13 protein-coding genes are annotated in these 22,271 nt (G+C 58.1%); 3 read left to right on the top strand and 10 right to left on the bottom strand.

What is annotated here, in order from left to right:
• On the top strand, positions 1-2,441 hold a 2,441-nt coding region (gene metH, locus JAO32_RS01735; protein WP_334236867.1), incomplete at its 5' end, for a methionine synthase.
• A gap of 500 nt (positions 2,442-2,941) precedes the next feature.
• Here metH and JAO32_RS01730 read toward each other — a convergent pair.
• Complete coding sequence (locus JAO32_RS01730; RefSeq protein ID WP_334236865.1) at positions 2,942-5,044, bottom strand: M3 family metallopeptidase; 2,103 nt, start codon at positions 5,042-5,044, stop codon at positions 2,942-2,944.
• A gap of 81 nt (positions 5,045-5,125) precedes the next feature.
• Positions 5,126-5,671, bottom strand: coding sequence for an NADH-quinone oxidoreductase subunit NuoI (nuoI, locus tag JAO32_RS01725; protein WP_334236871.1), 546 nt, complete (start codon positions 5,669-5,671; stop codon positions 5,126-5,128).
• Here nuoI and JAO32_RS01720 point away from each other — a divergent pair.
• Together JAO32_RS01720 and JAO32_RS01715 are read left to right on the top strand one after the other, a co-directional pair.
• A complete protein-coding gene (locus JAO32_RS01720) occupies positions 5,670-6,290 on the top strand; it encodes a hypothetical protein (RefSeq protein WP_334236863.1) in 621 nt (206 codons plus the stop codon). The two genes, nuoI and JAO32_RS01720, sit on opposite strands and share 2 nt — an antisense overlap.
• Positions 6,287-6,808, top strand: coding sequence for a hypothetical protein (locus JAO32_RS01715; protein WP_334236862.1), 522 nt, complete (start codon positions 6,287-6,289; stop codon positions 6,806-6,808). Before JAO32_RS01720 ends, JAO32_RS01715 begins: the two co-directional genes overlap by 4 nt.
• Before the next feature lie 3 nt (positions 6,809-6,811).
• On the opposite strand, the gene JAO32_RS01710 is transcribed toward JAO32_RS01715, so the two are convergent.
• The 8 genes from JAO32_RS01710 to JAO32_RS01675 form a co-directional block, all read right to left on the bottom strand.
• A complete protein-coding gene (locus JAO32_RS01710) occupies positions 6,812-9,550 on the bottom strand; it encodes a hypothetical protein (protein ID WP_334236860.1) in 2,739 nt (912 codons plus the stop codon).
• A 76-nt stretch (positions 9,551-9,626) separates the two neighbouring features.
• Positions 9,627-11,207, bottom strand: coding sequence for an ATP-binding protein (locus JAO32_RS01705; protein WP_334236858.1), 1,581 nt, complete (start codon positions 11,205-11,207; stop codon positions 9,627-9,629).
• Positions 11,189-11,614: a response regulator gene (locus tag JAO32_RS01700; RefSeq protein WP_334236856.1), complete on the bottom strand. Its 426-nt coding sequence runs from the start codon at positions 11,612-11,614 to the stop codon at positions 11,189-11,191. Before JAO32_RS01700 ends, JAO32_RS01705 begins: the two co-directional genes overlap by 19 nt.
• A 5-nt stretch (positions 11,615-11,619) precedes the next feature.
• Entirely contained in the window at positions 11,620-13,053 is a 1,434-nt protein-coding gene (locus JAO32_RS01695) for a sensor histidine kinase (RefSeq protein ID WP_334236854.1), read from the bottom strand.
• Between the two features lie 153 nt (positions 13,054-13,206).
• Positions 13,207-16,770: a carboxypeptidase regulatory-like domain-containing protein gene (locus JAO32_RS01690; protein WP_334236852.1), complete on the bottom strand. Its 3,564-nt coding sequence runs from the start codon at positions 16,768-16,770 to the stop codon at positions 13,207-13,209.
• Between the two features lie 167 nt (positions 16,771-16,937).
• Positions 16,938-18,596 (bottom strand): FAD-dependent oxidoreductase, encoded by a 1,659-nt coding sequence (locus tag JAO32_RS01685; protein ID WP_334236850.1) that lies wholly within the window; start codon positions 18,594-18,596, stop codon positions 16,938-16,940.
• A 66-nt stretch (positions 18,597-18,662) separates the two neighbouring features.
• On the bottom strand, positions 18,663-19,979 hold the full coding sequence (locus JAO32_RS01680) for a helix-turn-helix domain-containing protein (RefSeq protein ID WP_334236848.1): 1,317 nt from the start codon (positions 19,977-19,979) through the stop codon (positions 18,663-18,665).
• A gap of 81 nt (positions 19,980-20,060) precedes the next feature.
• Positions 20,061-22,235 (bottom strand): DPP IV N-terminal domain-containing protein, encoded by a 2,175-nt coding sequence (locus tag JAO32_RS01675; RefSeq protein WP_334236847.1) that lies wholly within the window; start codon positions 22,233-22,235, stop codon positions 20,061-20,063.
• Positions 22,236-22,271 lie beyond the last annotated feature (36 nt).

Here is a 22,271-nt window from a genome sequence, read left to right as displayed (position 1 = left end):
CTGAAGTAGCCAAAGTCCCCTTCATGGTGGACTCCTCCAAGTGGGAAGTCATTGAAGCTGGCTTGAAGTGCCTGCAGGGCAAAGGCATCGTTAACTCCATCTCGCTGAAGGAAGGCGAAGAGAAGTTCCTGCAGAACGCACGCACTGTGCGCAAATTTGGTGCGGCTGTTGTTGTGATGGCCTTTGACGAACAAGGTCAGGCCGCGACGTACGAAGACAAGATCCGCATCTGCGAGCGGGCCTATCGCCTGCTTGTGGACGTTGTCCACTTCCCACCGGAAGACATCATCTTTGATCCCAACATCCTCACGGTTGCTACCGGTATGGAGGAGCATAACAACTACGCCGTGGACTTTATCAACGCCACGCGCTGGATCAAGCAGAACCTGCCGCATGCCAAGGTGAGTGGGGGCGTCTCCAACATCTCCTTCAGCTTCCGCGGCAACAACAAGGTGCGCGAAGCGATGCACTCCGCGTTCCTGTACCACGCCATCGCCGCGGGTATGGACATGGGCATCGTCAACGCGGGCATGCTCGAGGTCTATGAGGAGATCGAGCCGGAGCTCAAGGAACTCGTCGAAGATGTCCTGCTCAATCGCCGTCCCGACGCGACCGAGCGTCTAGTCGACTTTGGCGAGAAGCTGAAGGCTTCTGGATCAGCCAACACGGAAGCTGCGGAGAAGAGGGTTGAAGAGTGGCGGAGTGGCACTGTGGAAGAGCGCATTGCACACGCCCTGGTCAAAGGCATCGACGCATACATCGACCAGGATACGGAGGAGGCACGGCAGAAGTTAGGCCGACCTCTGCTGGTCATTGAGGGTCCGTTGATGGCGGGCATGAGCATTGTTGGTGATCTGTTCGGTGCGGGCAAGATGTTCCTGCCGCAGGTGGTCAAGTCTGCTCGTGTGATGAAGAAGGCTGTCGCCTGGCTAACTCCGTTCATGGAGCAGGAGAAGGCTGCTCTCGCCGCTGCAGGTGTTGAGATCAAGGCACAGGGCAAGATCGTGCTCGCCACTGTTAAGGGCGACGTGCATGACATTGGCAAGAACATCGTTGGTGTTGTGCTTGCGTGCAATAACTTCGAGGTGATCGACATGGGCGTGATGGTGCCCGCGGAGAAGATCCTGGAGCGCGCCAAGGAAGTGCGTGCGGACATCATTGGCCTCAGTGGTCTCATTACACCGTCACTCGACGAGATGGTGCATGTGGCGCGCGAGATGGAGCGGCAGAACTTCACCTTGCCGTTGCTCATCGGCGGCGCTACTACCAGTCGCGCACATACTGCCATCAAGATTGCGCCTCACTACAGCGAGCCGGTCGTGCATGTGTCCGATGCGAGTCGTGCTGTTCCTGTGACAACAAGCTTGTTGAGCGAGGAAGGCCGCGCACAATTCATTGAGCAGCATCAGGCAGAGTATGAGGCGGTGCGCAAGGCGCATGCGGCGCCTAAGCAGCCTATGGTGCCACTGGCTAAGGCACGGGAGCGTCGCTCGCCCATTGAGTGGCGTAGTGAGGATATTGCTGCGCCCGAGTTTACTGGTGTACGCGTACTCCATGACTTCTCGCTGGAGACGTTGCGGGAGTATATCGATTGGTCTCCCTTCTTCCATGCGTGGGGCTTGAAGGGACTGTATCCGCGCATCCTGGATGACGAGAAGCAGGGAGTGGAAGCACGAGAACTCTTCGCCAACGGCAACAAGATGCTTGACCGCATTGTTGGGGAGAAGCTGGTTACAGCCCGCGGTGTTTACGGCCTGTTCCCTGCCAATGCGGTGGGTGATGATGTGGAGCTGTACACCGATGACTCACGCAGTGAAGTCCTCACACGCTTTCACTTCCTGCGTCAGCAGGCGCATCGTGAAGGCAATGAGCCTTGCCGCTCGCTTGTGGACTTCATCGCTCCCAAGGAGACAGGGCTTCCTGACTACATTGGCGCCTTTGCTGTCACCAGCGGGATTGGGTTGAAGGAACTCGTGACGAAGTTCCGCGAAGAGCATGACGATTACAGCGCGATCATGGCCGAGGCTATTGCTGATCGTCTTGCTGAAGCTTTTGCTGAAGCGCTGCATAAGCAGGTGCGTGACGAGTGGGGCTATGGCCGCTGCGAAGGGCTATCGGTGGACGACATGATCCGCGAGAAGTATCGCGGTATCCGTCCTGCGCCCGGTTATCCTGCGTGCCCCGATCACACGGAGAAGGGCACCATCTGGAAGCTGCTGAACGTGCTGGAGAATACCGGCATTGAGATCACCGAGTCCTTTGCCATGTGGCCCGGTTCCAGCATCAGCGGCATCTATTTCGCGCACCGGGAAGCGCGCTTCTTTTCGCTGGGCAAGATCGATCGTGATCAGGCGGAAGACTATGCGCAACGCAAGAACTGGACGGTCGCAGAGGTGGAACGCTGGCTGGGACCGAACCTTGGGTACGATCCAGAGGGGTGACCCCTCCCCCCCTCCCCTTGTTTTTCTAAAATCGTCTTTCTATTGGGTTTACGCCGCTAGTGGCGGTAAAATCGTCTGCCCATTGGGGTTAGGGGCAAAATCGTCTTTCTAAAGGAGTTAGGGCCGCGCTTAGAGCGGCCCTTTTCTCTCTGGTCCTATTTTAGTCGCGCCAAGGAAATATCATGCCAAGTTTATTTCTTTTGGTTTGTTGGGGTTAGGTGGTTCTGGGGCTTGACAAGGTTTCCCACGCGTCGTCGGCCTGACGAACTCTGAGTTGTCGGGTGGTGGAAATGCGGAATAAAGCGGGCCGTTGGCCCTTTCTTTTGCGCTGCCTATCGTACCTAGGCCTGCAGCCTAGGCTAATATCTGGTCGCGCCTTTGGCGCTTATTGCAGTGGCTCGGTAAGGTTCGTCATTTGTTTCAAGTTGACTTCAAAGCGAGTGCCCAGATTCGCATAACGAATCTGGGCATCTTTGGGGTTGGGTTGACGATTTGGGTGGCTATCCGGCTACGGCGGAGTCTGGGATGCCTCGCTGTTGCAGCATGGGGCCAATTTCCGGATCGCGGCCTGCCCATTCGCGGTATAGCTCTGCGGGATCGGCTGTGTTGCCGCGCGAGAGGACCATGTTGCGCAGGCGGTCGCCGTTGGCGCGGGTTAGGCCTCCGTTCTGCTCGAACCAGTGATAGGCATCGCTGTCCAGCATCTCCGCCCACAGGTAGGCGTAGTAGCCTGCGGCGTAACCGCCGCCGAAGATGTGTGCGAAGTAGGTGGAGCGATAGCGCGGCGGCACGAGCGCGAAATTGATCTTCTTCTCTTCCAGGGCCTTTGCTTCAAAGACATCGGCCTGTTGCAATGCATCGCTGGAAGGGAGAGTGTGCCACTGCAGATCGACTTCCGCCGCGGCGAGCACTTCCGTCAGCGCATGGCCACCGTTAAAGTTCTTCGTTGCCTTCAACTTTGCCTGTAGCGGCTCTGGCATCACCTCGCCGGTCTGCCAGTGCTTTGCGTAGTTTGCGAACACCGCGGGATACGAGGCCCAGTGCTCATTGAACTGCGATGGGAACTCCACAAAGTCACGCGGCACAGAGGTTCCGCTGAGTGACGGGTACATAACATCACTCAACATGCCGTGCAGTGCGTGGCCAAACTCATGGAAGAGCGTGTTCACTTCGTCGCTGTCAATAAGCGATGGCTGACCTTCTGCGGGCTTGGTGTAGTTGCACACGTTCGTGATGATGGGTGCGTATCCCAACAGCTTTGACTGAGTGAGTAACGAACTCATCCATGCGCCACCGCGCTTGGAGTCGCGACGATAGAAGTCGCAATAGAGCAACGAGAGGTGTGAACCATCTTCGTTGAAGACTTCATACGTGACGACGTCAGGATGGTAGACGGGCAGGTCTGTACGCTTGGCAAACGTGATGCCGTAGAGTTGCGTTGCGGCAAACAGAACACCGTCTTCAAAGACGCGGTTGAGATCAAAGTACTGCTTTACCTCGTCTTCGTTGATGTCGTACTTTGCCTTGCGCACCTGCTCTGCGTAGAAGGCCCAATCCCACGGTTCAAGCGTGATGCCACTGCCTTCTGCGTCAATGAGTTCCTGCATTGCGATGGCTTCTGCTTTGGCTCCGGCGATTGCGGCGGGGACGAGGTTATCGAGAAATGCGATGGCTGCCTGCGGTGTGCGCGCCATCTGATCGTTCAGCTTCCATGCAGCGTAGTTCCTATAGCCGAGCATGCGTGCGCGCTGGGCGCGCAGTTGTGCCAGCCGTACGATCATCTCGCGTGTATCGCTTGCATTGCCCTTCTCTGCACGCGACAACGAAGCTTCCCACAGTGCCTTGCGTGTTTCGCGGTTTTTCAAGGAAGCCAGCGCGGGCTGCTGCGTGGTGTTCTGCAGCGTGAGATAGAAGCCGCTCAGCTCGCGGCTCCTGGCAGCTTCAGCCGCTTCGGCTATTTCTGCATCGCTCAGGCCATCCAGATCTTCGCGTGTGGCTACCTGCAAGCCGCCTTCTTTCATGGCGGCCAGCACACAGTTGATGAATTTTGCCTGCAGGGTGGATTGTTCCTGATTCAGCGCCTTCAGTGTGTTCTTGTCGGGGTCGCTTAACAGTGCGCCAGCCTTCACAAAGCCGTCGTAGGTAAGCTCCAGAAGCCGCAGGGATTCCGCATCCAAGCTCAACGATGCGCGTTCGTCATAGACAGCCTTCACGCGTGCGAACAGGCGCTCATCCAGATTGATGCTGTCGCTGTGGGCTGCAAGCTTCGGTGCAACGTCCTGCTGCAACTGTAGCAATGTTGGGTTTGTATTTGCACCGGACACGGCGTAGAACGCATGAGCCACGCGGTTCAGCAGGTCGCCGGTTTTCTCCAGCGCGACAACCGTGTTCTGAAACGAAGGCGCTTCCGCATTTGCGATGATGGCGTCAACTTCTGCGCGCGCCTGCGCCATGCCAGCTTCGAATGCAGGCATGTAGTGTTCGTCGCGAATGAGATCAAATGGCGGAGCATAAAACGGCAGGGTGCTTGCCGCATAAAAAGGGTTGGTTGCATCGAAAACTGCTATGGCGGACGTCTGTTCCAGAACTTCAGGTGTGCTCATCTCTTCCCTTTTGACGGCAAATGCTAAAGGCGCGATGCAAATCCGCATCGCGCCTTTGGAAACACAAACTTCTTCATGAAGCTACGACAGCAACTCCACGCGATCTTCGCTGCTGCCGGGCTTCAATGCGCCTGCCGGTGTCGGCATCAGCAGATCTTCCTTGCGCATGACGAGGTTCGTCGCATTCAGGCTGGCCAGCTCAAAGCCGTGACCGTGCGTGATGGCGTCCGTGGGGCACGCTTCGACGCAGTAGCCGCAGAAGATGCAGCGGTTGTAGTCGATGTTGTAGACCTTGGCGTAGCGCTCGGCGGAGGAGATGCGCTGCTCTTCCGTGTTTTCGGCTGCTTCAATGTAAATGCAGTTCGACGGGCACGCGGCTGCGCATAGGAAACAGGCTACGCACTTTTCCAGGCCGTTTTCGTCGCGCTGCAACTGGTGCTTGCCGCGGAAACGCTCCTGGAAGATGGCGCCACGCATCGGCCCCGGGCCGTCGGGGTAGTTCTCAACCTCAGACGGCTGCAGCATCTCCTTGAAGGTGATGCTCATGCCCTTGGCAATGCCGGCAATGTTCTTCACGACTGACATGGCTTGAGTATACGATGCCCGCTCCGTTAGTGTTCTGGTTATGGCTTCTCTCCGCACCGCTCTTGCCGTCCTGATCGCGTTTTCCCCGCTGGTAGCCGCCGCCCAGAAAGAGTCTCCTGAGCTGCGTGCCTACGAATCCTGCGCCTTTCCCGATGGCCTTACCGTGACCGATATTCAGCCGATGCCGCCGGATGTGAAGGATCGGCCCGCCAAAACGAAGCAGGGGGAGAAGAGCATTCCGCTGCTGGCCGGGCGTCGCATCACCTTTTCCTACCCTGGCGCCGATCCTTTTGCCAGCGTGAAGGTGGAGGAGCTGCCGCCGGACAACTATGCCGTCAATAAGCGCTATCTGCTGGAAGATTTTGACGACATTGTGGCTTCGGACAAGGGAGTTGCGAAGAACACCACGCGTCCGGCCCGCCTGAGCGCTTTCAGCGTGACGGGGTTGGATCGAAAAGAAGTTTCCGGGAATACGCTGGGCATCTACATGCTGATGGATGACACGACGCACGTTGTGTCCACGATTTACCTGCTGAACCCGAAGCAGAGCCACTACAAGACGATTGAAGACTACACACGTCAGCGCGACACCTTCCTGTACAACTACACACGCTGCATCCGCAATAACCAGAACGGCGTTCTGTTCGGAGTGACGAAATGATGAAGTCTGTCGTGCTTTCCTGTGCGTTGCTGGCGCCTTTGCTGTCCGCAGCAGGGCAAAGCGGTATGGCTATGAACAAGCCTGCTACGCAGCCCTCCACGTCGCTGACGGTGACGGGGATTAGTGGCACGACCAAGACGTTGTCGCCTGCTGACTTGAAGGCGTTGCCGCATGTCACGGTGAGTGTCCACAACGTTCACACGAACAAGGATGAGAGCTACTCCGGTGTTCCTGTGAAGGATTTGCTGGCGCTGGTTGCACCGGCGAAGGGCGAGGGGCCGAAGGTGTCTGGCAACATGACGCTGATTATTGCCGGAGCCACCGATGGTTTTCAGGTGGCCATTACGCTCTGCGACACCAATCCTGAATGCCGCAATGGCCAGAGCATCGTTGCGGATGCGCTGGATGGTGCGGCGTTGGCGCAGGATGGGGCGTTCAAGCTTGTTCTCTCCGAAGACAAACGGCCTGCGCGCTGGGCGCGTAATCTGCAATCGCTGACGGTGAAGGCAGCGCAGTAGCCCTTACTTTGGCTGTGGTGCTGCTGCTGTAGGCGTAGGAGTAGAAGTCGCCGCGGGTGTTGGCGCGACAGCGGCAGGCTCCGTATTGCTGGCCGGTGGAGGCGTCGCCGGTGCGGCTACGGCATTTGCGGGAGCACTCGCCTTCCGCGGTCCCGTCGCTGGCGGCATGGTCGCTGTTACTGTGCTGATTACTTCCGGATCGTCACGGAGCTTCAGATACAGTGTGCGATTGTCCGCCGGGCGAGGCACGGACATGGATTCTCCGGCAAAGCCTAGCGGCACCTCTGTCTCATTTTGAAAGCTACTGTCGGCAGAGACAGAACCCAGCAGGTACAGGTCTCTGCCCGTGATCTGACATCCTGATTCGTCTTCTTTCGCTGCACCGCGTGTGCAGGTGACGCCTGTGATCACGGGCGTACGTACCAAGGTGCCCAGCGGAATCCAGTCGCCAGCCGTTCCATCGCTGGCAACGGCGCGTGCCTGAATGGGACCGAATGCGGAAGGACCGAAGGTCTTTGCGGGAGTCAGGAAGGCGAGAGCCGTGCGGCTGTCCTGCAGCACCACTGAGCCGTCAGCAAGCGACAGCATCGCCTTCAGCGAGCCATCCGATAAGGCGACCTCAATCTTTTCGCTGCGGGGGAAGCGATCGGGAAAACGCGACCGGAGCGCCAGCGTCACCCTCGCGTTCAGCGGAATGGCGTCCTCACTGTTGAGAATTAATGGGATACCGGAGCCGGCGTCCGCCTTCAATGTTTTGCGCAACAGGTCTACTGCTGGCCGCGCTGTATCCACGCTGTACGACACCGGCATCGTGCGGCCATCGGACAGCTTGGCTTCGGCGGTCCCGCTGTCGCCCGAGTTGAAAACAGGCTTGGCGTGGGAGTCGGGAGTCTGCTTGTCCTGCACTCGTACCAGTTGCAGCGACTTGCCATCCGGCGAAGGGCCGTCGCCGCTGGGTTTGTAGTCCACTCCCGCGATCTTGACCGAGACGATGCCACCCAGGCCTGTGCCAGTCAAGGTGGCAGCAGTATCGCCCGCGTGAATGCTGATTGCCTCCAGGCGAGTTTTGTCGGAATAAGCCGTTACTGCAACGTTCTCAACGTTGGGGGTGCCGTATTGCTTCACGAGCAGGTGGACGCTGCCAGGGGCTGCTTTCTCAAGCGGCAGACTTACCTGCAGTACATTCTTGCGGTCTGCCTGTTTCCATTTCAGGGGGCGATCCTGACCTCCCTGATCCAGCGCAACAGATGCGGTGCATGCTGTGCCGTCGGCGTGGAGGCGAAGCTGGTTCTCGCGGCCGGTGAATAGCTCGGACTGCTCTGCGGCGGTCCAGCCGCCGCCTGGCAACCGTTGCAGCGGCACTGTGACGCCCGAGAACGAGTCGAAGCCCCACATTCCCTGTAACGTGCCCGTGATCTGCAATGGGCCGTCTTTATCGGCGATTAGAGGCGTTGCGGCGTTCTGGTCTGGAACCGGATCGGACGCGGGCTTCTCGCGCGATGGGGCAGCATCACGAGCCTCAGGAGCAGCGACTGGCAGCGGCTTGCGACCACGTGCTTCTGTCAGCACCAAACCGCCTTCGAAGGCATCCGCTATCAGAGGCAAGTCGGTCTTTCCGTTCAAGGTTGCGCCGTTGTTCAAATGCAGATGCAGATCGTGCGCGAAGCTGGTGGCATACACCAGCGGAGCGCCTTCCAGCGGCAACACCATCTTCGGTTGCAGCAGGCAGGATACGTGCGACGCATCCTGAAGCCGAAGCGGGGGAGCCACCGACGACTGGATCGCCGGCAACGCAACCACAATCACCGACTTTGGATTGTGGAATGACGGAGCCGTATTCAAACGCAGGTTGAGCGACTCGTCATCGGGAAATGCGATGGCAGGAATGTACTGAAAGTGCGCGGTATGGATACCGCTCATCAGCCGCACAAGGTCGATGACGGTACCGACGTAGGCGGAGTACATGCCTGCGCCATTCGCAGTTGCCATGGGCGTGCCCGCTACAGCGCCAATCAGGTTCGCAGTGTCACCGGATGTCAGCGCAGCGGCCAGCGTCTGTCCGTGGCCGTCGTCCAGCAACAGTTGGGTTCCCGTCTGCCGCAAGCAATCCATCTGTTGGTCAGCAGGCTTTTTGAAGCAGTCACTGTTCGGCTTCAGGTTCAGTGTGGCCGCCAGTTTCTTGGAGTGATCCAACAACTGATCGGATGATCCATCCGGCACACGCTGCAGCGCCTGCATATACCGTTCAATACGCGCCTGCTCAAAGGACGCTTCATTCAGATCCTGCGAGGCCCGGACAAAGGTGCCGGGACGTCCAGTGACAGCCGATTTCAACGTCGAGAAATCGCCACCCGTCTCTGGAGCAAGGAAGATGAGCGCCTGTTGTGCCTCCTGGGGCACTGTTACCGTGACGCCTTCGGCAAACTTCTTGTCCCAGGTCTTGAGTTCGGTGAACCAGTTGTCCGGCGGCGGGTTTGTGCTGCCACGCAGAAACGCCACAATCAGAATCATGTGGACAGACTGAGTCCGCGGCAGGTCCGCATGAATGGTGAGCTTATCGCCCGCCTGAAGATTCGGCACCATCGCAATAGGCAGCGATTGGTCGCCGCGCTGCACATGCACGTTGATGCTAGGGCCGGTCAAATCAAAACGGCTTGCCTGCCCCAGCGCCATGGAACATGACACCGCTACCGCTGCAAGATGCAGCGCAATGCGAACTCCCAGGCGAAATTTTCCTCTCAAGCGTTGCGACATCCCTTGGCTTTAGACGGCAAACGTTCCAGAAGCGTCGCTTGCTACGCTTCCACAGGTACTCTGATCAGGCAACAATACCTGTCCTTACATCGGTAACTTCCGATGAATCGGCTATTTCCTTGCCCAAAGCGGATGCTGGATCGCTGCCAAATGGCAGAAAAATGCGGAAGGTGGTGCCGCCGGGCCTTCCCTGGCGCGCTTTAAGGCTGCGCAACTGGATTTTGCCATGATGTCGATCCACGATCTCTTTGGAAACCCATAATCCCAAACCAGTTCCCGTGACTCCCTTGGTAGAGAAAAACGGCTCGAAGAGGTGTTGGATCGTTTCCTGATCCATTCCGCTTCCGGTATCCGCAATCGTGATCACGAGTCCCTTTGCTCCCGTTGCGCAATCCTTCGCCTCGGTTGTCCGAATGAGCAACCGTCCGCCAGCGGGCATGGCATCAATTGCATTTCCCAGCAGATTGACAATGACCTGCCGCACCTCTCCCTCATAGGCAAAGAGAGGCTGCTGGCTACGAAAACGCTTGGAAATCACGATGTTCTGGCGGCGGATACGCGATTCAAAGAGTGCCACCACGGTTTCAATCAACTCTGACGGTTCCGTATGCACAGGCCGGCTGGATTGACGATGAAAACGAAGTGTCTGCACGGTAATCTGCGCGACACGGTCAAGTTCCTTCTGAGCCATCTCCAGATAGGAGCGTCCCATCTCGTCCATCTGCGATTGCTGCACCAGATAAAGGCAGTTCGTAATGGCTGCGAGAGGATTATTGATCTCATGCGCGATGGACGCTGCCAGCCGTCCTGCCACGGCCAGCTTCTCTGTCCTTCGCAGGACCTCTTCACTCTTCTTCTGGTGGCGAAGATCTGCGATGAATACAGCAACTTCACGATTCTCTTCTGTTCCACCGCCACCTTCGCGGTCCAGAAAAGTAACTCCCACAAGCGTCTCCACCTGCTCCCCGGAGGCGGTCAGGCAAACAGACTCAAACGGCTCTTCGGCCTCGTCACCATTCAGCTCAGCGAACGACCTTTGCAGATCGGGGAAGATATCCATCAGGGCGATTCTGCCCGTCATCAGTTCTACTTCGTCGTATCCCAGCAGACGGATTGCAGAATCATTCGCGTAGGTAATGCGACCCGAACTCTGACCAATCAACAACCCCAGCGGCATGGCGTCCACCAAGCGGTGGAAACGCATCTCGGAAACTTCCAGAGCGCGTTCCGCAGCGACACGGGAACGACGAGCCGCCGCTTCGCGAAGTTCACGTTCGAGTACAGGCACCAGTCGCGCCAGATTCTGCTTTGTAACGTAATCCTGTGCGCCGCGCCGCATGGATTCCACAGCGGTCTCTTCCGAGATGGCGCCGGACATCATGACAAACGGCAGGTCAAACCCGCTCTGACGAACAAGGTTCAGCGCTTCCGGGCCGCTGAAGTTGGGAAGGTTGTAATCGGCAATGACAATATCCGGCGGATGCGCAGCGATGGCAACGGTCATCTCTGCCGCTGTTTCGACACGTGTCACCGATGGCGCAAATCCATTGCGCTTCAGAAAACGCTCCAACAACGCTGCGTCATCCTGGTTGTCTTCCACCAGCAACAGCGATATGGGCCGCGCCTCTAGCTCAGGGGTGGGCATTCGTTCAACACCAGCCAGTACATGCCAAGCTGACGGGTGGCCTCGGCAAAGTCTGTGAAGTTCACCGGCTTGCGAATGTAGCTGTTCACGCCCAGCTTGTAACTACGCACCACATCGCGCTCTTCATCGGAAGAGGTAAGAACAACGACGGGCAACATGCGCGTGGTCTCATCCTCGCGAATGCGACGCAACACCTCAAGCCCTTCTACCTTCGGCAGCTTCAGATCAAGCAACACAAGTTGAGGACGCACAGCCGCCGGCCCGAAGAGCGCATCCAGAGCTTCTTCGCCATCGCGCGCAACACGCACTTCATTCACGATGTTGCTCTTCTTGAGAGCGCGAATGGTAAGAAGCTCGTGATCGGGATCGTCTTCTACCAGGAGAATGGTACGGCTCGTATCGGGCATGGGTGTCATCCTAACGTAAACCAGAAGGTTGCGCCATCATCTACAGTACTGTCGGCCCAGATACGACCGTGATGACGCCGAACCACACGCGCTACCGTCGCCAAACCAATGCCGGAGCCTTTGAAATCCTTGTCACCATGTAAACGATTGAAGGCATTGAATAGTTTATCGGCATAGTGCATATCGAAACCGGCACCATTGTCGCGCACGCGCCATGCCTTCTTCTCTGCATCCCAACCGAAAGAAATCTCCGCGTGTTCTTTGCGCGAAGTAAACTTCACCGCATTTCCCAAAAGGTTTTCCAGCGCCACCTGCACCAGTTTTGGATCGGCCTGCGCTGTGGGTCCCGGCGTTACGGTAAACGCAATGTTCCGGCCTGGGTTTTCTTCTTTCAGCACACTGATGACGTTTTCTGCGATTTCTACCGGTGAAACGGTCTCCCGCACCAACTCTGCTCGTGTAATGCGCGAAAGCTGCAGCAGCGCATCAATCAACTGGCCCATGCGCTGCACGCCGGTGCGCACGCGACGGATGTAGTCTCTTCCCGTCTCGTCCACAACTTCGGAGTAATCTTCCATGAGGGCCAACGAGAAGCCGTCGATGGTTCGTAGCGGTGCTCGCAGATCATGCGACACAGAGTAGGAAAACGCCTCCAATTCCCTGTTGGTGCTTTCCAGTTCCGCAGTCCGGTCGAGTACACGCTGTTCCAGTTCTGCATTCAACACAAAGACTTCTTCTGCAGATCTTTCTGCTTCTGCCTTGGAACGGATCGCCTCTTCCTTTGCCTTTTCCGCAGCCAGGCGCTGCTCGCGTTCCTGCCCGAAATACCATGTGACCGAGCCGATCATCAGCAGGTCCAGGATGCAGGCAAGACCTATGGCAAACATTGTCCGCACGCCATCCTGATGCACTTCCATCGCACGGTTTGCCAGCAACTTGCGCTCTTCGTTTTCCATGGCGCTTAGCAACTGGCGCGCCCGACGCATCTCTGCCTCGCCCTCACCCGAATCGACTAACGCAACGGCAGCATCCAGCCCGGATGCTTTGCGCGCATTCAGCATGCCCTGCAGCAGTGCCATGCGACGCCCGACGACGCCACGCAGTGCATCCAGATTTTTCTGCTGCTCGGGGTTGTCCACCGTCAAATCACGGAAGATTTCTAACTGTTGCGGGAGCTCGGTCTGTGCTGTATGGAATGAAATCAGCATGGATTCCCGCTGCGGCGCCATCACATACCCACGCACAGAGCTTTCCGCATCCTCCAGAAGCTGCATTACGCGCTCCTCCTGGCCGATGACTTCCCAGGTATGCGCGAGCCATGCTTCGCTTTCCATCAGCGAGCGAAGCGCCGACACAGCAAACCACGTATTCAATCCAACGACGATGAGCGCTGCTAACAGCGCCAGGGGGACTATCGAACGGGACGACCGTGCAGGCATATTCCACACATTGTAACGGCGCAGACTCCCCTGAAGCGCTGACGTCGCTCTTCTTAAAAGCCAATGGCTTCCGAATTGCCAACATAATCTCGCATAAAAAGAAGGCCGCAGCATGGGAGCTGCGGCCTTGGGATGAGGGCACTACGGGTTTGCTTAGAAGTTCAGCTTCAAAGCGGCCTGCACGTTACGTGGCAGGTTCGCCTGTGAGGTGATCTGTCCGAAGTTCGAGGCACCATAGGTGGTGTTTGGCAGGCCAAACTGCACCTTGTTGAGCACATTGAACGCTTCCAGACGGAACTGCAGCTTGATGCTCTCGTGGATTGGGAAGTACTTGATCAGAGAGAGATCATCCTGGAAGGTCTTTACGCTACGCAGGTAGCCCGAGGAACGCGGAACATTGCCGAGTTGGAAAGACTGCGCTTGAGTGAAGCCACTCCAGTTGAAGTAACCGTCCTTATATCCGGCACCGGCAGTTCCGAGATGATTGCGGACGTCGCCGTGGTTGAGAGGATCAACACCCTGAACAAACATGGGTCGTGATCCGGAGAACGCAGGGCCACCGGTTTGCGTGATACCAAGAGCGGCGCCAGACTGCACGGCGATGATGGTGTTCAATCCCCATCCACCGATGATCTGATTGACCCATCCTGATGCGCCGCTGCCGAAACGCTGGCCACGGCCAAAGGGCAATGTGTAATTTGCGTTGGCAACCAGACGGTGCGGTACGTCCGTAGATGCAACGGACCACTCGTAGTCACGGATGTGGTAGCTGTTCTGGTAGTTCGGCGTGCCGTTTGCATTGAGGAAGCCAGCCGTGAGCGGAACAGCGTTCGTCATGCTCTTGGAGAACGTGTAGCTGACAGTTGCCGTCAGGTTTGGCGAAGGCTGCATCGTCACGAAGGCCTGTGCCGCGTTGAACTCTGCAGTACCACCGCCGTAGCCGCTGATGTTGAGCGAACCGTTCGCCATGCCGCTGTTGGTGGTGTATTGCGGGTAGGCCGCGAGCAGAGCTGCGCGCTGCACCGTCGGCGTGTTCAGGTTGCCAACGTTCGGCTGACCATAGAACGGATTCGCAACGCTCGCCTGCAGGTAATTAACGTAGTTCGTGTCGCCGACTGCGCCCCAGTACTTGTCACGCAAATCGTTGGGACGGATGTTCTGCGGCAGGTGAAGGCTGTGGCTGCCGACATAGTTCAAGTGGAGAACGATGCCGCGGGCGAGTTGCCGCTCCACACCGAGGTTCCACTGTTCGTTGTAAGACAGAGGCGTGTCATAGAGAACGCCGGTGACACTGGTTCCTGTGCCTACCTGCACTCCGTTTGCGGCTCCCTGAGGAAGCTGAACGCCGCTTGGGAACGGGTTGGCGATGGTGGTGGTGGGAACCTGCGTGCTGACGAACGTGGTTGCGGTGCTGATGGAGTAGCCCAGCGTGCTGGCGCTATAGAAGCGCTGGCTCGTAGGAAGATACAGGAGCGAGAAGCCAGAACGAATCACCGTCTTTGGCGTTACCTGCCAGGCCAAGCCGAAGCGCGGCGAGAACTTGGTGTAGCTTGTCTTCCACGTGCGGTTGGGATAGTTCACACCGAGAAAGCGTGCGCCACCAGTGAACGGCAGTGCTGCAGTGGAGAGCGGGTTCGCAACGTTCAGATCGAGATCGGCCCAGCGGTTCTGGCGCTCGCGATAGCCAGTTTCGATGTCCCACCGAATGCCCATATTCAGTGTCAGCGTTGGGAATACCTTCCAGTCATCCTGGAAGAAGGGTGCGTGGTACCAGGAGTCATACGCTGGCAGCACCTGGCGCTGGAGCGAAGCGCTGGAGAATGTGCCAAGCAGGAAGGCCGCAAGAGAGTCCACGTTGGCCTGATTGCCTGTTACCGAACCTGTCGAATTCGGCTTCGTCAGAGTCGAATCAAAGGTGAAGTTGCCTACGCCGTTACCGGCGCTCTGCTGGTGCTCCAGAATCAAACGTCCGTCATAGCCAAAGGTCAGAGTGTGCAGCCCGCGTTGCCATACAGCCGTGGAGTTGAGGAAGTGGCTGTAGTGTTCCCAACGATTGGTGTTGGTGGCATTCGACATGTTGGCATAGCCAACTCCGGTGGTGGTGTTGTTGATGGTGATGAACGGCAGGCCTTGTAGCTGCTGCTGCGAATCAAAGCTGGAGTTGAAGCCATACTTCGAAGCCTGAAAGCCCGTGTAGTTCTGCGGGATCTGGAAGTTCTTCTGGTATGCAAAACCGTAGTTCGTCTGCAGCACAAGAGACGGCGTTACGGTCCAGGTGTCACCTGCGGCGAAAAGATAAGCCGTAAGCGCCTGATTGATACCGCTGGGGCCGGTGGTTCCGTTAAAGAGATCGTTCTCGTGGTGATTGTTGACGTCGCGCGAGCCACGCACAAACACGCGCTGGTTTGCCGAGAAGTTGTGATCGACACGGAAGTTGAACTGATCTTCCTTGTCACTGGTGGCATACGAATAGCTGTAGTTGCTCGACAGACCTGCAGCATTCGGCATTGGAAGGAACTGCAACAGTTGCTGTGCGACGGGATTGATGGAGGTCACACCGTAACCTGCGGCGAAGCAGCCAGCAGCGTTGCAGCCCGCGGGCAGCGGCTGGCGCGTGGTGCCGTTGTTGCTGTACGGATCGTAAACCTGCCCTAAACCACCTTCGGTAAAGATGCCCTGCCGCTGTAATGCCGTGGGAACCGTCACCGTGTTGAAGACGTTGGTGGTGTTGCGGGTGGCTTCCCAGCCAAACGTGAAGAAGGTCTTGTCTTTGCCGTTGTAGATCTTCGGTAACCGGACGGGACCATTCACGAAAACACCGTACTGGTTGTAGCGATGAGGAAGACGGAAGTCCTTACGCGTGGGGATGGGATACACACCGGAACGCTTGGTGAAGAAGTTTGCGGCGTCCAGCTTGTCGTTACGGAAGTATTCGTAGGCGGTGCCGTGCAGCCCATTCGTACCGGACTTGGTAACGATGTTCAGGATGCCGCCGGATGTGCGACCGAACTGAGCCGAAGGCGTGGACGTGATGACCTTGAACTGATCCACAACTTCAACCGATGGGGTGAGAGCAGGCTGGCCCTGGCAGCACACGCTGATTGGCACGCCGTCCAGCAGGATGTCATTCGCCGCGCTGAGACCGCCGTTCGCTTCGAAGTTGTTAGTGGCCGCTGCCACGACTGCACCACGTGCCGTCGCTACGCCCGCGCCAAAGCTGCCTCCGGGGTTGATGCCCGGCGACAGTGCAGCCAAGCCATACGGGTTACGACCGTTCAGCGGAAGATCGCTGACCTGACGTGCGCCGACCGTGTAGCTGATGGTGGCATCGCTGGTCTCAAGGTCTGCCTGGCCTGCGGCCTGTACGTCCACAGTTTCCGAATTGCTGCCAATTTCCAGCGTCAGATCGATGGAAGCGGTCTGACCGACAGTGAGGGTCAGATTGCTGGTGGCTTTCTTGAAGCCGGGCTGCTCCACGCTGAGGGTGTACTTGCCCGTACCGAGCGCGGGGAAGGTGTAGATGCCCTCGCTGTTGGTTTGGGTCTTCAGGGTCAGGTTTGTGTCGGTCTTCAGCAGGAGTACCTGCGCGCCGGGGATGATGGCACCGCCCGAGTCCGTAAGACGACCGGTAATGGTGCCGTTTGCGATCTGGGCATACATCGGAACCGATGCACCAGCAAGGCAAGCCACCAGGGAGAGCTTGGATAGATGTTTCATTCAGGGGCCTCTTAAAAGGGGTTGAGTAAGGTGGCGAAATTCGCGTACGAAATTTCGTCGTTATCTACTAGGCCAGCGAGTGTTGTTGAGTGGGACAACAAACGTCCAGTTCCAGCCTGTTACGTAACTGTTACGGACGTTTGTTATCAACCACTTGAAACACTTTCCTATGGCTGGGGGTGAATGCGAGAGCTGGCGTGGTGGGCCTGCTGGTCCAGATGGAGGATCGTTCCGTCCTTGCGGAGGATGCTCTGAAGCTTGTCTACCGGTACCTGCTGGACGGGAATGTTGCCCTGAATGGCGAGTGCCGCTGTGACTCCGGCTGCCTGCCCGATCATCATGTACTGGGGTTCCATGCGGACCGATGAATAGGCCACATGGGAGGCTGAGAGGCACACCGGAACAAGGAGGTTAGTTACCTGTTCGGGCTTGGGCAGGATGGCGCGGAAGCTGATTTCGTAAGGCTGCACGGCCACCTGAACGTCACCTTCGTTGAACACCGAACCGTCAGGCATACTGACGCGCTGCACGTTGTGCGAGTCAGAGTTGTAGCTGCCCATGGCAATGGAGTCGGGCTTGGTGCGGTCGGTCTGAAGATCGGCCTGGTGCATGACGTAAACACCGGTCATGCGGCGACCTTCACGGATGTAAAGCTGGCGCGGCCAGCCGTCCGTGTCGGTGAACTCGTCCTTGGCGCGGCCCCACTTGTTGGTGTCGTCGCGGAGGGATTGAGGGACGGAGGGGTCGGTCGCGAGGAAGTAGAAGAAGTCCTGCGTGTACTTGACGTGCGCCTTCCAGATGGCCTGACGCTCGGCGTAGGTCGCATCGGGATAGGTCCAGCTCTTGCCGATGAAGTCAGTCGAGAACGGGCCGTTGTTATTGAAGTCACACTTGTCGTGATCGAAGCAGACCGGGTTGGTCACAGTGGCAAGGACTGGATCCTTGCCCGTATGTTCCTTATAGCTCTGGACATAGCGCGCGAGCAGAGCGAATTGCTTCGCATCGTACCCGGTGGGTTTGGTCCAGGGCATCTTGTTTGCGGGATCGTTCGTCAGGATCAGGCGGAAGTTATAGGCCTGCACCTTCTTGTCGCCGCTGCCCCCCTTGGCCAGTGGGCCAGCGTCAACGTACGGCAGGAGCTTGTGGGCATCGTCGTAAGGGCTGATCTTCCACAGGAACTGGTGTTTCGGTGTCTCCGGACGAACACCCGCGAGGCTTTCGCTGTAGACCTCTTCGCCTTCGCGACCGACCACGTAGCTGACGTGAGCTTCGGCCATGGCATCGCCTTCGTAGCTGCAATCAGCAAAGACCTTGCCTTCCCAACGCTTGCCGTCCTCAGTGACGAGAGCGGTGACCTGCTTGCCCTTCATCTCGACGCCGCCGTGCTCCTTGAGGCGTTCGCCGAGACGGACATCCACCTTTGCTTCTTTGAGCCAGCGGTTAAAGATGGCCTCGCCGACTTTAGGCTCCGAGAGGAAGTCGGTGGGGTGGTCAAGGTCGCCCTTGCCGTAGGTGCTTCCCGCTTCCTTATAAAACTCGCGGGTGTAGCCGCCGATGATGGGGAAATAGGCGTAGTCCGTGGCGGAGAGACCGCCGGTGACCATGCCGCCCAGGTGCTGTGTGGGCTCCAACAGAATGACGTGGAGGCCCTGCCTGGCGGCGGAGTAGGCCGTCATGACGCCGGACGCCGTTCCACCGTAGACCACCAGGTCAGCGGAGACAGGCTTTGGAGCAGGTGCCGCCGCAAAGGCAGATGCTGCAAGGGACAGGAGAAACGTGGGAACCAAAAACCGTGCGGATGCAATCATGGCTGTCCATACTGCCATCCAAAAGGTGCAATCGTGACGTTTCGAGGGGTATGTTACGGAAAAATTTCTTATGAAATCAGCAACTTACATACTCTTTGAGGGAGGCGCCTTGGTATAGGCGTGCATGGTGACGGGCCAACTGCGGAGAGGCGTATTGCCCTCCAGTTCCGTCATGGTGACCATCTCAAAGAACTTTGGCGAGCCATGTTTGCGCCACATATCTTCAATCGCGTTTGATCCGGCGTTGGAGGAGAGGAGCGAGACCATGCCGCTGGTGTCGCGCGATTCCAGCATTAGCACCTTAAGGCCGGGGGCACGACCGGGGAGGAGCGCGATGATGGATGGTTCCACATGGCGCACGGAGATTCCACCCAACGGGTTGTTTTGAAAGACGCGACGGTATGCCGCTTCCTCCCCCGGTTCCGGGTGAGTGTTGATGACACGCTCTTCTCCGGGGGTCATGACGAAGTTCATCGTATCCATGTACTCCTTCATGGGGCGGAGCGTGTTGTCGGTACCGAGCATGATGACATTCGCCTGCTCAAGGGAGAGTAGCGATGAGTCTCGGGTGACCTCGAAGGAGATTCGCTTCCCCTGACCAATGCGGTCGAGATAACGAGAGATCTGGATGCTGGCGAGCGTGTCCCATGTGACGGTATAAGACTGCTCAAGCCCCATAGGCCCCCATAGCTTTACCAACTCTTGCAGCTTGGGGTCGTCTTTAACCTCGTCGAAGGAGTTGACCTGAACTGAGCGCACCCGGAGTGATGGGCGTTCCTTGAAGCTGAAGAAGATCGGCGTGGGCAGGACGATCCGGACCGGGGCGTCGCCTTCCAGGAAAGCCTTCCAAAAGCTGTTGGGCTTGTCGGGCGGATGCAGAGCAGCAGCCTTCAACTGACGACTTTGCCAGATAGCGAATCCAGCAGTGGTAATCAACAGGACCGCCATCACAATGCAGGAGACGGTGAGCACATCGACCTTATGCGCACGGACCCAGGCCATGCCGGTTGGCGGTGGCTCGGGTTCGGCGACCGGAACTTCCACCTGCTCTTCCGGCGGAGCTGGCGGTTGCAACACCAACTGGTGCGTGCCGGTGGGAATGACCAGCAGTTCGTGTTCGCCGGTTTCGCTGTAATAGTCCTTCAGCTTGCGGCGCAGACGTGAGATGTGAACGCGGATGCTGGCGTCGGTATTTGGATCGAAGTGGCTGTTACGCCCGAGTGCCTCAGTGGCGATGGCGTATTCGCTGAGCGGAAGGTGACGATTGAGCCAGAGGTAGTGCAGCAATTTGCGCTGCGTTTCCGCGCGCATGAACTGCGGACTGTTCAGGACGCGATGGACCGCTTCCTCTACCGCCGGATCGATTTCCTGGTGCACGTCCGGTGGGGTTTCAACAGCCATAGCGGGGATTCTACCGAAGTGAAAATTCGACACACAAGCGCAGCGACATGCGGAGTGTCCGTCAACGTAAGAAAGGTGAGATTACCGCCCCGTTGTCATCTCGGAGAGGGTGAGGTGACGGCTGGCGTGCGATTCATCCGTAAGGAGAATCTGTTGACCGTTGGGGCTTGTGGAAAGGCCTGCGAAACGTGGCGGCAGTCGCTTTAGTTTTGCAAAGTTGATTGTGTTTCTTGTGGCCGGATCATACATGCGCAGCGATGTTTGCGTTGTGTCCAGAAACACTATGCCGCGTGGTGTGACTTCCCAATAGCCCCAGTATCCCGCTGCGGGTTCGGGCAGAACCTGCGTCTCGGGACCGCCTTGGATGGGTACGCGCCAGATGCCAGCTTCGCCGCCGCGCGCGAAGTACAGGAACCTACCATCAGGCGACTCCTGCGGAACAATGCCGTCTCCCGTAGTGATGGGTTGCGGCGAACCACCGTTACGATCGACGCGCCAAAGCTGCCAGCGTCCGCCGCGATTGGAGCGGAAGTAGACGGTGTTGTCGTCGTTGGACCAGCGCGGGGTGATGTCGTTGAAGTCGCCATTTGTGAGTTGGCGAGGCGAGCCACCCGTCGCGTGGATGGCGAAGATGTGGGAGTGACCGCCGGTCCGGGAGTCGAAGAGAACTTCATCGTGTTGATGTCCCCACGATGGGCTGCCTGTCAGCGGACCGTTGCCGTGGGTCAAGGGATGCGCACCCGTGCCGTCGACTGCGGCCATCCAGATTTCCTGGAAGCCGGACCGCTGGGATTGGAAGGCGAACCGGAGTCCGTCGCGTGCGAAGGATGGCGCGGAGTCTTCCTGGGTGGAAGAAAGGAGTTGGCGGGAGACGCCTTCCGCGCCACGCGTTACGGAGATGATGCTCCAGATGGCTGAGCCCTGCGTGTAGGCCACACGAAGGATGTTTCCGGAGCGCGACACGGTGGGTTGTGCAGCGTCTTCTGTGCCGATGGGCATGCGGGCCGGCGTTCCTCCGCGCAGGAAGACACGCCACAGAGCACTCTTGCCGCCGCGGTTTGAGGAGAAGACTATGGATTTGCCGTCCGGGAACCATGCCAGGCTGTCAATACCGGCGCTATCGTGCGTGATCTGGTGGACGGGACCGCCGGTGGCGGCGATCCAATAGAGGTCTCGCACGGCCGTTTCGCTGGCGCGGGAGAAGGCGATGCGTTTGCCATCGGGCGAAAATGCCGGGGTCAGGTCGCCTTCCCAGCCGTCGGGTGGGGTCGTAAGTATCTGTGACTGGAGCGTTTTCAGGTTGAGTAAGACGATGGACGATGATGGATTGCTTCCGGCGTGGTCAGGAAAAGCGAGTGACTCACCATCGGGCGACCAGGTGAGTGCTCCCTGTTCCCACTGCGAAGCGGATTGGGGAACGAAGACCTTGCGCGAGGCGCGGGTCTGAACATCCACCAGGTAGATGCCCATGCCTTCGGCGGAATTCGAAAGGTACGCGATGTGGGTTCCGTCAGAAGACCAGGTGGGGCTGAAGTCGTCGCCGGGGCCGGAGGTTACGGGCGCGGAGCTCTCTGCCGTAATGGACTTTATATATATATGTTGCGGGCCACCGTTTTCAGGAACGGCAACGTAGGCGACGGTCTTGCCATCCGGCGAAAAGGCTGGCTGTAGCTGTTCGCCGTCGCGGCTGGTGAATGGCAACGTCTTCAGGACGGTTTCGTGCGGGGCCGACCACAGGAAATGCCACACAGCCAACGCCACGACTGCAAGGACGACGATTGCGAGCCCCGCAAGAACTGCCGGGTGCAACATGATCTGTCGATCCTGCTTCTGGACGAGCGGCCCGGATGGGCTGACGGTAGGAACTTCGACGCTGACAGAAGCGGGTGTCGGAGATGTCTCAACCGGCTCCTCAGCCGGCTCGGCTGGCAGTTCATGGATGGGGGCCAGCAGACGGTAACCTACCTTCGGCACCGTCTGGATGAAGTGCGGCATGGTCGCGTCATCCTGCGTCACGCGACGGAGCACAGAGATGCAGCGGGTCAGCACATCGTCGCTGACGAAGGTGCCCGGCCAGACAGCGGCGATCAGGTCTTCCTTGGTGACGACGTGGTTCGGATGCTCCGCTAAGGCGAGCAGCACCTTCATCACTTTGGGCTCGAGGTGCTTCTCCTGGTCGTCTTTCCGCAGGCAATTCAGCTCCGGTTCCACGATCCAATCGCCTGCCTGAAATGGCGCTCTGGGGTCTGTACTCAACGCGACGCGCCTACAGTCTGGTCAATCAAATGATTG

Origin of the sequence: Terriglobus sp. ADX1, from assembly GCF_036877645.1 — a bacterium.
Classification (GTDB): domain Bacteria; phylum Acidobacteriota; class Terriglobia; order Terriglobales; family Acidobacteriaceae; genus Terriglobus.
Note: the sequence above shows the minus strand (reverse complement) of the source record. Positions and strands in the feature narration are given on the sequence as shown.

Coding starts and splice junctions, on each gene's coding strand:
- JAO32_RS01685 (WP_334236850.1), bottom strand. CDS start 18,596: ATGGCAGTATGGACAGCCATGATTGCATCCGCACGGTTTTTGGTTCCC.
- JAO32_RS01700 (WP_334236856.1), bottom strand. CDS start 11,614: ATGCCCGATACGAGCCGTACCATTCTCCTGGTAGAAGACGATCCCGAT.
- JAO32_RS01680 (WP_334236848.1), bottom strand. CDS start 19,979: ATGGCTGTTGAAACCCCACCGGACGTGCACCAGGAAATCGATCCGGCG.
- JAO32_RS01730 (WP_334236865.1), bottom strand. CDS start 5,044: ATGAGCACACCTGAAGTTCTGGAACAGACGTCCGCCATAGCAGTTTTC.
- JAO32_RS01695 (WP_334236854.1), bottom strand. CDS start 13,053: ATGCCTGCACGGTCGTCCCGTTCGATAGTCCCCCTGGCGCTGTTAGCA.
- JAO32_RS01715 (WP_334236862.1), top strand. CDS start 6,287: ATGATGAAGTCTGTCGTGCTTTCCTGTGCGTTGCTGGCGCCTTTGCTG.
- JAO32_RS01705 (WP_334236858.1), bottom strand. CDS start 11,207: ATGCCCACCCCTGAGCTAGAGGCGCGGCCCATATCGCTGTTGCTGGTG.
- JAO32_RS01690 (WP_334236852.1), bottom strand. CDS start 16,770: ATGAAACATCTATCCAAGCTCTCCCTGGTGGCTTGCCTTGCTGGTGCA.
- JAO32_RS01720 (WP_334236863.1), top strand. CDS start 5,670: ATGGCTTCTCTCCGCACCGCTCTTGCCGTCCTGATCGCGTTTTCCCCG.